Genomic DNA, 12,791 nt, shown 5'->3' with positions numbered 1-12,791 from the left:
CGTCGGCGACTGTCACGGCGAAGGAAGATCCTGTCGGGAACGCCGTCCAGTGGATCAATCAGCAGCGTCGGCGAGTCGATGCGCCGCGCGCCGGTGCGAATGGTGGCGTGATGAAACTGACTCGCGAGCAGGCCGTGGTGATGAACAAGGTCGTGCCGAAGCGGGCCGCGCCCAAGCCGCAGACGGGCGCGAGCGGCGCAACCGCCAAAGCGCAGCCGAGCACGACAGAGTCTTCTCACACCAACCCGGAGATCGAGTCCGACGACGAGCTGTTCGAACTGCCTCTGCCGGCCACAGAGCGCGCGCCGCAGAAGACGCTACTTCAGTTGTTCAATGAAGAGCGCGCCTTTCAGCACGCCCCGGCGTCACCCGCTCAGACGCGAACTCAAAACACGGCAGCGGCTCCCGAGTATGACGACGATCTGATCGAAGTGGATCTGCACAGCGGTCGCGTCAATACCGGCGCGAAGGCATCGGGGCCAGCGGAGCCATCGGCCCCAACCGGGCCGAAGAGCGCATTGCGCAAACCGGGCGCGGCCCGCCGCGAGGCCGGGCCGCGCGTGAGTTGGCATCCGGATGTCCGGGACACAAAGTTGGCGTCCGCGGAAGAAAAGAGCGGCTCACCGCAACGCGAAGCTACGGCGAACACCGGAGAAATCGCGGTGCTTCAGGACCCCAGCAAACTTCATATCGACGAGGCAAGCGATCAAGGCAAGGAAAGCCATGCAGGTGTGACTGACGAGCCGACGCTCGCGCGGTCGCCGTCACGCCGTGAGCAATCGGGCGCGAGGGTATCGTCCGCGGCTTCAGTCGCGACGCCCGGGACATCAACTACGCCCACAGGTCGCGCGCGTCGCAGCGGTATCACGGGCATGCTCGGCCGCATGGTCCAACTGCCGCGAAAACTGTGGCGCTGAGTGACGAGGTCACCCAGCAACATTGCGGGGGCAGGGGCGCACTTTGAAGCGCGCTCTCAAACGCACTTGACCTTCCCCAACATATCCATCGTCTCTCGCAGCTTGCAGCGCGCCCGATGCATGCGCGCCTTGACCGTCGTCACCGGGCAGCCGGTGATCTCCGCGATCTCTCCGACCGAATGTCCGAGCACATAGGCGAGCGCCATCACGAGCCGCTGCTCGACGGGCAGCAGATCGAGCGCCTTCGATAGCAGGTCCGACAATTCATGGTCGTGCCAGTACTGAGCCATTGTATCGGCATGGTCGATGTCCAACGGTTCGAATTCCGAACGGCGCTGGTCGCGCAACGCGCGCAGCGCCGAGCGATATGCGATGCCGATGATCCACGTCGAGACGCTGGCCTCGCCCCGGAAGTCGCCGGCCCGCTTCCAGACGACCATGAAGGTGTCGTTGATGATTTCGTCGATCACCTCGCTCTTCCACGTGAGCCGGGTCAGGAAGCGCGCAAGCCGCCGATGGTAGAGCCGGTACAGGCGGGCGAGCGCCGAGGCGTCGCCCGCCGCCACGCGCTCGAGCAAGGGCCGGTCGTGATCGACGGCAGCGAAGCCCTCACGCGCGACGAGATTCGCGGACACGTGGCTGGTGACTTCGTCGATCTCCTGGCGCGCGGTTTCGTGTCCGCGCAGATCGCCGATGTCGTGCATCGCGCCGACGATGCCGGTGATGCGTCCGTCCTCGCCATAGACGACGCCCTTGTAAAAGCGAACCATGCGCACGATGCCCGCCCCGTTGCGCACACCGGCCGCATACGTCTGCACGCCGCCGTCGGCTGCGAGATCGAGGTCGGCCTTGTGATAGGTCAGCGCGAGGTCCGAGGGCGCCACGTCATAGACGGTCTTGCCGAGAATGCCGCCGCGGTCGATACCGAGAAAGCGTTCGAAGACCGGGTTGCAGCCGGTGTACAGGCCATTCGCGTCCTTGAAGAACACCGGCGACACCATGCCGTCCGTGTGATTTTGCAGCGTGGAAAAGTCGGTGACGCCGTCGCGCGCATACGCAAGCAGCCTCGTCTGGGCGCGTGCGCGTTCGATGATGGCGTCCGGGTTCAACAGGTCTTCGTCGTTCACCGCGTCGTGGGCGCCGCGCGCGATGAGCGAGACGACTTGCCCGGCAGAAAGCTCGCGTAACACCGGGATCAGATAGTGTTCATCGCCGTTCTCGATCCGCAGCTTTTCTATTTCGACGCTCGCGTCGGTATCCGCGCAGTCGATAAACACGACCGCCGGCAACGGGTCTTCGATCAGATGCGCGAGCCTTAGCGCCTGTGCGCCATGGCGCCTGATTGCCGCGGGCGTTGGACGATCCGATGAACTCGACCAGAAAATGCGCGTTTCGTCGACAAGATGTGCCACCATTCGCTTTCCTCACTTCTTTCTCATTGACTTGTGCACCGAACGAAAGAACGGCGGCAAGTCAGGTCATGCGGGCAAGCGAGGCACGGATCGGATAAACCATGGGGCTGACGAAAGTTGCATGGCCCGCGCCTCAAACCGTTTGCCCAGCTATGAGCATACCTGCCCGACAGCGCGGAAATTATTGAATCGCGCGGCAGTTGGGAGCGGCGGCCGCGTCTTGTCCCATGTATCGGGAACTATGTGACTCAGCGATGAATGATTCGCTTAATTCGCGTCCGGATCGCGGGTAACCTGCGCTTCGTCGCGCAACGCGAACTATTCTTTGCGCAATTATTTTTTTGCGATGCGGGTCGGATTCGGTGATGAAGTTGGCGATGCATCCGGCATATCGTGCCATTGCCTGACGATGGCCGCGATATGCCACGCGTAAAGATCGCGCTCGGCTGGCGTCTCCGAGTGATAGGCACCTACCGCGGTCCAGGTGTTGCCGCACTTTTCCATCTTGCCACGCAGATGCCACGCGGCGATATACACGTTCTTGCATCGGCGCATCAGCGCATCGCGATCGATGTGATCGTGCGCCAGCTCGCGCAGATGAATCGAGTTGATCTGCATGACGCCGTAATCGGGCGAGCCGTTTGCATTGAGGTGCGTCGCGTTGGGCCGGTTGCGCGACTCCTGCCACGCGATAGCCCGCAGAATCAGCGGATTGACTTGCTGGTAGGCGGCGGCGTCATCGAAGCAATCGCCGCGCGCGGATGGCGTGATGAGCGCGATGGCCATGCCGAGGGTGATGGCGAGCGGCGAACGATGAATGGCGTGCTGCATGACGAACTCCTTCGAATCCTGCCGGACGGCGCGATTATGGTCGTCGCGTCAATGAACGCAGGTGTGACGGCCTGAAAAAATGAAGGCATGAACGAAGCCTGTCGCGCGGCGGCATACGGCGTTGTGCATGGTTCGCGCATGGACCCGACTTTTCGCGGGGCTTCAGCGGACGTGCTCGGGAGCAAACGTTCAATACATGCTCAGCCGATGCGGGGCGCATCGTGCCGCGTGCCCGCGGCCGTTCGCTTAACCGCCTGCCGCGCAGAGGAGGCGCCATGAAAACCCGTTCAGCGATCGACGCACGCTCGATGTCCGATCTCGGCCCGACGCCCGAGACCTCGACGCGCCGCAACGACACAGGCCGTCGTGCGCGCGCTCGTTCAACCGACTCCGCGTTGCTCACGCTCGGCGCGCGTTCGCCATCGCCGTCGCATTCACCGGCCGCGGTCGGCGACGGACGTGCGTCGCGCGCACCGGTTGAGCAATTGCAACGCTGGGGCGCGAGCGGAGAAATCCGGGAAGTGGCACCGGGTACGACGCTTGGCGAACTGATGCACCGCGAACGCCCCACGCCGGAGACGACCGCACACATGGCGCGCCTGCAACAGCACAACGCGACGCACGAACGTTCGGTGGGCGACAGCGGCAGCATGGTCGGCATGCGCTCGCCATCGCGTGGATCGCCGTCGACGCGATCGCAAGGTGGCGTCGATCCACAGATGTCCTTGCAACCGAAAACACGGGCGCAAACATCGACGCGCACGGCAGCTCCCGGCGCGACCGGAAAAGTCGCGCCGGCGCCGCAATTCGCGGGGGCATTGCCTGCTTCCGAGGCGCGCACAGCAAAGCCGCGCTCCATTCGCGCGTTGCCCTCAGGACCGAAGATCAACGGTATGGACAACGTGCTGATGTCGGCCTACAACCTCGACGACGAGCAGCTCTCGTCGATCACCGGAGCACTCGGGCTTGGGCCCGCGCATGCCGATGAATACGTACGCAACATGCAGACGGCCACACTTGGGCGCATACTGCGCGGCGCGGTCTATCAGGAGCCGCCCATGCCTGACGCGGCTTCGATCGCGCAGTTGGAATTCGGCCGCGGTTTGCCGCCCGAACGCCTGCAGCATCTCGTCGCGGTAGCCCGCCGGGCCGGCTGCTTCATGACGGAGCGCCAGCAGCGAGGCAAGAATGGCGAGACACAGCATCTGTTGCAGCTGCATTTCACCGGCGACGATGGCGCCGAGCCCCTCGCATCGCAGCTGGATTCCGTCAACTACAAGGCCGTGAAGGCGCTGGCCGAACTGATGGCCGAGCTCACAGCGCCCGGGCATCGCGAGGGCGCACAGCGCTTTTCGATCGGCTCGGTCGCCGCAGGGATGAGGCAGGGCGACAGTTCGCAGGTATTCGTCGAGCACTTCGCAAAGCACACGCAGGCGAGTCCGCCGCGTATCCAACTGGTCTCTGAACACTTCAACGAGGCCAACATCCGCAACGCCTGGCTGTTCACGGCGCTCACTCCCGAACAGAAGGAGAAGCTCGTGCATGCGTCGAACGTCTCGCATCTTCAGTTCGAGGAACGGCGAACCACGGCGGCGGACGGCACCCGCTGCGTGAAGCTGCGCGTCTTCTTCGGCGGAACGGAGAACTGGCGCGATGTGCGGCAGGCGCTCGTCAGCGGGACGGGCGGCGTCGGCACGGTGTTTGGCGCGGTACGCGACGCGGCGGAAATCATTGCGCAAAAGATCGAGCACGCGCAGCGCGAAGGTTATCGCGTCGAATTCGACCACATCGCGGGGGCGTCGATGGGCGGGGCCAGCGCGCAACTCTTCACGGCGGCGCTGCAAAGCCGCGTCAGGTTGCAGAAGCAGCCGCCGCTCGTACTGCTCGATCCGCAATTGCCCAACACCGCGCAGTTGCGGCATGCGGTAAAGGGGGGCACGCTCGAATACGACTATGCGAAGCCGCGGGGCGTCGCGGTCACGCTCGACTATCCTGCGAACCCCCGAAAAGGGCTGATGGGCCGCATGAAGGGCCTCGGCTTCAAGTCACCGGGCCTTGTGCGGCTCAAGCTCGCGTTAAGCGACTTCGACGCCACGAGCCTCACGCCGGACGGCGACATCGAGAGGTCGCCTCCGCAGACGAGCGGCCCTCCGGGCATGGGCTATCACGCCGACCCCGAGCTGTATCTCGCGGCGATAAACCGCTTCACCCGCCGCGTCGAACTGAGTTGATACGCGAGCATTACGCGTTGTGCGTGAGCTCGCGCGCCCGCATCCGTAAGCTGACAGTTAGAAGCACGACACGAATCTTTCACATGTGCTCGCAGCGCGACTTATCGTGCGCACGACCCCGCATCGCGCCGTTTAAGGCTTTTTTGCTGGCAATGGCGGGCAATAGATAAAAGTTGAAAGAAGATGCGCTGTCTTGCGAGGCCATGTTTTACGCGCCGCACAACAAAATAAATACGCGATGTGCATCCGTCGCGTCCTGCCGATGCACTAACGGACAGAGAGATCTCACTCGATACCGTCAACGACGTTTCGCGCAACGAAGCGGGCCTTTTAGCGCTCCGTTCCCGCGCTCCGCGGCATACGACGAACAACATATCGCGAGTGAGAGGACAACAAGCTGTCTCGGGGATGGCGGTCGGCATCGCAGGAGGGGTGCCGGCCAGTAATCGGAAAGGTTGTCACTTATTTGGATGCGAACCGCCCGTGAATAATGACCTGCTCTTTGCAATCGCGACTGACGATCGGATGCTTCGACGCAATCTTGAAGAATCACTCGCCGGAGATGGCATCGTTGTCGAGTCGTTCTCGTGTGAGCTCGACCTGTTGCGCGCGATGCGTGCGAACCGCTACGACCTGGTGCTGATCGACTCGAAGACCGAGCCGACAGCGACGAGCGCCATACTGTCATGGCGCAGCTGCAATGCCGACATCTGCACGCCGCTGATCGTGCTGACGAACCAGTCGAGCTGGGCTAGCCTGTTGCGCTGGATCGACACGGGCGCGACCGACGTCGTCAATCGGTACGACATGGAGCAGGTCCGGTTTCGCGCGCACCTTGCATTGCAACGGAGCGTTTCCAACAGCACGACGCACGAGATCCAGATCGGCCGCTATCTGCTGCAAAAGAACCCCGGCCGCGCGACCAGCGACGGCGTCGAAATTCCGCTGACGGCGCGTGAATTCGCGATTGCGTGGCTGTTCTTCTCGAACCCCGGCAAATTCTTCAGCCGCGCGCAGATTGCAGCGAGCATCTGGGGCGCCACCGAGCAGATTGCTGCGCGTACGCTCGAGCAGCACATCTACAAGCTGCGCAAGAAGCTGGACCTGTCGCGCACTTCGGAGCTGAGCCTGAAGACAGTGTATGCGCTCGGCTACAAGCTCGACGTCGCTCAGGCGGCGCAAGCGGAACTCGATGCGAGCGTCGAGCCAGGCTTCGCCGCGCTGCAAGGCTGTCTGGACAAGAGTGGTGCGCGCGAAGCAGACCATCTGCGTGGCGCCGAGCGGATGATGCTCGCCGCTGCACTGTCGTAAGGCTCTGGTGGAACGCCTGTCCGGGCCATCGGGTCATCGGGCCGTCGTGCCCGGCGGGCCACACGTGTCGCCGACCTATCCGACGCATGCGGCCCTGGGAGGGTTTCCGTGCCGCTCACGCGGAGTCCGGATCTTCCTCCTGTTCTTCCGCGCGGCGTTCCTGCTGGCCCTTCTTCGCATTGCCTTCACCTTTTTTCTTTCCGTTCGAGATTCGTTTGCTCTCAACACACCGGCAATAGGAGCTGAAGTGGCCAACGCTGGGAAAGCGGGAAACTGCGCCGGTTTCAAGCATGATCGTAGCCGCAAGGATGTTGCCGATGCCGGGTGCGGTTTTGAGGACCTCGAACTCGGGGCGCAGTTTTACTTCACGATCAAGGACAGTTTCGATAGCAATGATCTCTGCCTGCAGCGTGCGCAGGACCGCGAGGTTGGCCATCAGGGCGCACTCAGTATGGGCCGGCAACCGCAGTGCGGTCACGGCCGCACTGTCGAGGTGACGGACCTGCTCGGCGTTGAGGCGCAAGTTCATCTGCCTCGCCAGGATGCTCTCGATACTGAGAATGTTAAGCGCGCGCTGCTGTACGAGCTGCAGACGCTTGCGGGCGAGATCACGCAATCCGCGCTCCGCTGGCGGATAGATGTAACCTTCGGGCAGTAGCCCAAGGCGGAAAATGTGCGCGAGGAACACGGCATCGCGTTCATCGCCGGAATACTTAAGACCTTCGTACTGCTTGGTGGCCGCAGTGTTAGCCAGATGCACAGCGAAGCCGGCGCCCATCAAGCCGTCGACCAGCCAGTACCAGTTAAAGGTTGATTCCACCACGACTCCTTGCAGGTCCTCGTGATATGGCTCGAGGGCCGCGATGATCAATGGCAGGTCGTTGGTGAGTCGCCTGCGGTACAGCACTCGGTCCTGATCGTCGATCACGGCGACCACGGCGTTGTTCGAGTGCAGATCGATGCCGCTATACTTCATTTCAGCTGTCGGGTAAGGACGCGACGTTACCGTCGCGTCCTCCCCTAAGAACCGGACAGGCGAGTCACCCCGCATCCGGCTCAAGCCATTCTTCAGCACCATGGTGTGGCACCGAACAACTTGATGGAGCGTTTTGCGGCTCGACGGCGGATGAGGTAGTCGTCCCACTCGGGATCGAATGGCTGTGTCATGCTGCGAATCTTGACGTGCCTGGTAATCGGGACCGTCGATGCACGGAAGAGTTTCAGGCCATTACCGCCGTAGGCCGGATCGACCGTAGCGAAGACCCATGAGCGACATCCATCTACCCGGAAGTATTTCTTCCTGACCCACCGTGCTCCTTTCGTGGGGTGCCGATGCGTTGCCCATTTCCAGAGCAGTTGCCAGATGTGCGAGTCTACCAATGAGAAGGTCGCTTTCGCCACAACGTGACGGTGATACATGGCCCATCCCCGGATAACCGGGTTGAGCGTTCGTATCAACGCTTCCTGCGTGGCACTCGCGTTGCCTTTGACGATTTCCCTGACCTTATCAAGCAGCGATTTGATGCTCTTCTTCGCTGGCTTGATCAGCAGCTTGCCGCCGTACTTTCGTACGTTCTGGCCGAGGAAGTCGAAACCGTCCGCTATGTTCGTGATCCTGGTTTTTTCCTCCGAGAGTTCCAGACCACGATCCGACAGGAAACGGCGGACCGCGGGAAGAACCTTGGATTCGAGCACTTCTTTCGAGGTGCAGGTCACCACAAAGTCATCGGCATAACGAACGACGTGGAGTTTGGTCCTGCTTCGTCCGGGCTTACGCAAATTCTCGCTTGCGTAAACAGCCGCTTCAAGACCGTCCAGTGCCATGTTCGCGATCACGGGCGAGATAACCCCTCCCTGGGGTGTACCGGCCCGCGACTCGAACAGGGTTCCCTCATCGATATATCCGGCTTGAAGCCACTTGCCCAGAACCTCCTTATCCATCTGTATGTACTTCAGAATCCAGGAGTGACTGAAGTTGTCGAAACAGCCTCGAATGTCACCCTCCAGAATCCACTCCGACGAGGTGCGTTTCGCCAAAGTACTGAAGCACTGCTCAATGGCATCAGCGGTCGAGCGTTCGGGCCGAAAGCCATAGGAATTGGCGTCTGCAAAGGTCTCCGCAACGGGTTCCAGAGCGAGCTTCCATAAAGCCTGCATCGCTCGGCACCGCATGCAGGGGATACCCAGCGGCCGCTTCTTTCCATTACTCTTGGGAATGTAAACACGCCGCAGTGGCATCGCGCGATAACCGCGATGACGTAGCGACAACATCCCGTTCCATCTGGCCGCCGGAGATGACCATATCCTGCCGTCCACCCCCGGCGTTCTCTTACCGCGACTTTCCGTCACGCGCTTCGCGGCGAGCATCTTGCCGCTATGCGAGCGGGTGAGCAGACGTTGTAAGGCTTGCACCTTACCCCATCGGCGTTCCCGGGCTGCCTTGGCGATACGCACCTGAAGTCGTTTCACCTCTGCCTCGATGTGGGACCAGTTTGCCTGTTCCCACATTTGAGCAGCGCGCGAGGGTGCACCGGACTCCGGCGCTTGCGCGTCGATCTCCGTCATCTGCTTTCCCCCGTATAACGATTGGTCAAAGTTCTCTCGCCATGAATGACCACGCGGAAGTCTGCCCGCTTTCGCGTCGGACGATGTCTCAGTCCGTATCCCGTCCATTACAGCCGGGCCTTCGCTTTCTCCGCGATCCTTTACCCACAACGCCAACAGCGTTCCTTGCGGTTCGCCTGCCGTCACCGGCAGCGCTATGGGCTTACCCTGTTCCGCTAAAGTTTCCGAGCGGGGCGGACCCTTCCTATTCGCCGGCGGCTTATCGTCCACGATGGCCCACCATATAAGAGCCATGCCTTGCCGCACACCATTTTGGTTCAAGCCTGTCGGCACGTTTGGCTTGTTGAGGCTGACGACGTTTAGCGGAAGTTCACATACGTTGGTCGTACCCACTCATCCCTTGCTCCTCTCCGCCTTCGTGCTGGCAGATTCCGCCTCGCCTCGCGGCTCAGCGTACCGGATTCCCGGTGGCTACGTTGTCCCCGGGGCTTCACACCGAGCTGTTACCGGCTCCGCATGTCCAGGTAGGGAACGGTTGATGGAACAACCGGTTTCATCAAGTCATACTTCTCCCGTGAAACAGAAACTCAAGCGACTTTCAGGTCGCACATATGAACGCCTCCCGTTTGCGAAGGGTTCTCGTGTGTTCTGACGGACAGGATGGGCTGCAGTACTATATCCGGCCTTGTTGCAGCCTGATTCGCTGCGGGCCACTATGAAATCCGCTGACTCGCGCCTCATTCCTCCAGCGAGCTCGAAGCTCTTGCTGAGATTCAGGTTTGGCGAGTCCCGGTCCGACCTGTTTTGTCATCACACTCGATTGCCAGCGCAACCTTTCGACGTGTCATCCTGTACAAAAGTTGATCTTCTACGTAACGCTAGTCGTTCATGCCGGTTTCGCGCTGACGTAACCTTTCTGGTACGGTCTGTCGTAAGCTAGGATTGCCCAGACTGTCCTCGCCATCCTGTTGGCGAGTGCCACGGTGACTACGTTCGGTGGCCGACGCCTGCTGATCTGCTCGACCCACGGGCTAGGCTCTTTTGCGTGACTTAATACGCTGCGCGCACCATGAATCAGCAACGTGCGCAGGTAGGGGTCGCCGCGTTGATGCCCAGCAACGTGACCTTGCCACCGGACCCGAGCTGCTTCGGCACGAGACCGATCCAGGCCGCGAACTCCCGGGCTGAGCGGAACGACTTCGCATCGCCCATCGTTGCGACCACGGCTGTCGCGGTCAGCACGCCAACGCCTGGGATTTCAGCAATCGCCTTGACCGCCTTGTCCTCCTGCATCCATTGCCGCAACCGTCGCTCGATTACGGCAATTTGCTCGTCGAGCTTCGTCAGTCCAGTCCACTGCTCGCGCAGCGTGTCGATCAGTACTGCTGGCAGTCGATCCGCAACCCTTGCCAGTACAGCCGGTATCGCCCTATCCAGCGCAGTCCGGCTCCTGGCCATAACCTCGCCGTACTCAGTCAGCAGACCACGCAGACTGTTCATCTGCATCGTCCGGAACTTCACCAGTTGCTGGCGCATCCGGTGCAGCGCCAGCACCGCCTGCTGCGTTTCAGTCTTTATCGCTACGGCCTTGCCTGGCTGCTGCACTGCCAGCCAGATCGCCCGGGCGTCCGCCGCATCGTTCTTGTTGCGGATGTTGAACGCCTTGACGAACTCCGCAGGCATTAACTTCACCTGATGCCCCATCTTTGTCAGCTCCCGTGCCCAGTGCTGTGCACCGCCGCAGGCTTCCATCCCGATCAGACTGGGCTCCCGGTTCGCAAAGTGCTCGAGAAACCTGGCTCGCTTGATCGGCTTGTTCACGATTTCCCCTGTCTCAGCGTCGATGTAATGAAGCTGAAAGACGCTCTTCGCAATATCGATCCCAACTGGCGTAAGCTTCATTTCGGACCCTCCGGTTTGCCTGTGAAGACCTTTATGATCTTCCATCCTGGGCACTCTGATGCCGTCGGCCCGTGAGGGTCCGCTTAACCTTTCTTGTTCCCACCACTCACAGGTGGGAGGCGTTCATTCCATTCCTCCTGAACGGGTCGGTTGAGCCTCGCATCTCAACTGTAGACCCTGGCCGCCCCGCTCCTTGGGCGGCCAGGAGGCCTTCCAGTGATTATCAACTGTGCGCCATTAAAATCGTCAACTCGTCAAGCCTCCGGCATTGAATGTGGCGGCGCCTTGCTGGACAAGGGTTCCTGCGCGCGAATTAAAAATGTCAACTGCCGGCGTGGCTAACCTGAGAATTTCTCGAATGCACAGACGCGGTCCGACTAAGCGCGGTCGCCGAAACTGGGGCTGATGCTTGTCAGGCAGAGACCGGCCAAAAGGAATAGTTGACGAATGACATCCGCGGCGGAAATCAACTCGATACTGCTGGCTCGACGACGGATGGGGAGGATTTGGGGAGGAGCCGTTTTCGCATGCACGTGGCCGTTGTCAAACGAAGTAGAGTTGAGACAAATTTGCTACTAAAGTTGCAACCTCGATGCGTAAAGCGCTGTGTCGCATCAAAAATTCGTTAGATAACAAGCATTTAGCCAACAATTGACGTAAAGATGCAACCCTTGCCGCGGGTTGCCGTGTGCCAAGACTTCCAATGCGGATAGCCGATTCCCAGCAGTGGCGCGGTTGTGTTCGAGCGCAGCGTCGCAAGATCCCGAGGTGTACAAGCCGCTCGTTCCGCAGATGGTTGCCCCGGACACGGGTGAAGAGCGTGACGCGCGGCTATGTCTGGCTGATCACGTGAGGTCGTCGATAGGCACAAGATCATCTGGTCCCGTCAGCGAGAACTGCGGGTTCCTCGGCGGAATGGTAGGGCGCCTCATGAGGCCGTCCGGCGAGAGCAGCGGCGGTATGGACGCGACACCCTTTGGCGAATGCACGTGAGAAAGTGTGCCAGCTGATCGAACAGCTTGGGGTCGTTGCGCCATCGCTGCCAATGTTTCGTGCCCTGGCTGCAATTGATCGCTGCTCCTCACCTGGGACATTGGTGTGTCGGAGATGGGGCATGCCGCCGAAACGTTCCGGTCCGTCGCGTAACCCATATTATTCGCATGCCGAATTAGTACCGAAGAAAAAGGTCATTCTCTGAAAATAAGCGGCGTTTGCGCCTAGAAAACGTGAGGCGGGTTCGGGACAAACTCCGATCACGAGAGCGTGTCTTCGCAGCGATAATGTTGAAACTTTAGTTCAATTCCCATGAGTGTCGCGACTTTAAGTCAATTTAAAGTGACAACAACTTGCAACCCCCGATGGGGTGGTTTGTTGATTGGTGCGGGTTTCCGGCCACCGAGGGGGTTGCATGTTTAGTTCGATCGACAGGGGTGTCCAGTACTACGAGCTCGGAACAGACGACATGGTTGTATGGGAAGGGGGTGGCTTGCGGCGCTTGATGTGTAGTGGTCTAATTTCCTCGGACAGGTCGATAGGAGGACAATCCGGAATCGACGAGGAAAAACAATAGATGACAAGAAGGCGCCGACAATTTGACGCCAGCTTCAAGCTGGAAGTGGTAC

The 12,791-nt window shown here is 60.7% G+C and carries 7 protein-coding genes and 1 pseudogene; 3 read left to right on the top strand and 5 right to left on the bottom strand.

The annotated features are described in order from the left end of the window. The first annotated feature begins 110 nt into the window (after positions 1-110). The gene (locus DLM46_RS32235; protein WP_115107668.1) at positions 111-917 is read left to right on the top strand and encodes a hypothetical protein; all 807 of its coding nucleotides are present in this window, start codon (positions 111-113) and stop codon (positions 915-917) included. A 56-nt stretch (positions 918-973) separates the two neighbouring features. On the opposite strand, the gene DLM46_RS32230 is transcribed toward DLM46_RS32235, so the two are convergent. Together DLM46_RS32230 and DLM46_RS32225 are read right to left on the bottom strand one after the other, a co-directional pair. After that, positions 974-2,332 carry an RNA polymerase sigma factor gene (locus tag DLM46_RS32230; RefSeq protein ID WP_115107667.1) on the bottom strand — a complete coding sequence of 453 codons (1,359 nt, stop codon included), beginning with the start codon at positions 2,330-2,332 and terminating at the stop codon, positions 974-976. 330 nt (positions 2,333-2,662) lie between these two features. Continuing rightward, a complete protein-coding gene (locus DLM46_RS32225; RefSeq protein WP_165848094.1) occupies positions 2,663-3,160 on the bottom strand; it encodes a lytic transglycosylase domain-containing protein in 498 nt (165 codons plus the stop codon). Between the two features lie 275 nt (positions 3,161-3,435). Between DLM46_RS32225 and DLM46_RS32220 the strand changes: the two genes are divergently transcribed. Together DLM46_RS32220 and DLM46_RS32215 are read left to right on the top strand one after the other, a co-directional pair. Beyond that, entirely contained in the window at positions 3,436-5,391 is a 1,956-nt protein-coding gene (locus DLM46_RS32220; RefSeq protein ID WP_115107666.1) for a type III effector protein, read from the top strand. A 483-nt stretch (positions 5,392-5,874) separates the two neighbouring features. Then, positions 5,875-6,702 (top strand): response regulator transcription factor, encoded by an 828-nt coding sequence (locus DLM46_RS32215; protein ID WP_165848093.1) that lies wholly within the window; start codon positions 5,875-5,877, stop codon positions 6,700-6,702. 115 nt (positions 6,703-6,817) lie between these two features. Here DLM46_RS32215 and DLM46_RS32210 read toward each other — a convergent pair whose 3' ends face one another. The 3 genes and pseudogenes from DLM46_RS32210 to DLM46_RS32195 form a co-directional block, all read right to left on the bottom strand. Next, on the bottom strand, positions 6,818-7,678 hold the full coding sequence (locus DLM46_RS32210; protein ID WP_425274036.1) for an IS110 family transposase: 861 nt from the start codon (positions 7,676-7,678) through the stop codon (positions 6,818-6,820). 92 nt (positions 7,679-7,770) lie between these two features. Next, a complete protein-coding gene (gene ltrA / locus DLM46_RS32205) occupies positions 7,771-9,267 on the bottom strand; it encodes a group II intron reverse transcriptase/maturase (protein WP_115107664.1) in 1,497 nt (498 codons plus the stop codon). A gap of 886 nt (positions 9,268-10,153) precedes the next feature. Then, positions 10,154-11,169, bottom strand: a pseudogene (locus DLM46_RS32195) (IS110 family RNA-guided transposase). Positions 11,170-12,791 lie beyond the last annotated feature (1,622 nt).

It is taken from the genome of Paraburkholderia lacunae (assembly GCF_003353175.1).
GTDB lineage: Bacteria > Pseudomonadota > Gammaproteobacteria > Burkholderiales > Burkholderiaceae > Paraburkholderia > Paraburkholderia lacunae.
This window is presented reverse-complemented; position numbering and strand designations above follow the sequence as displayed.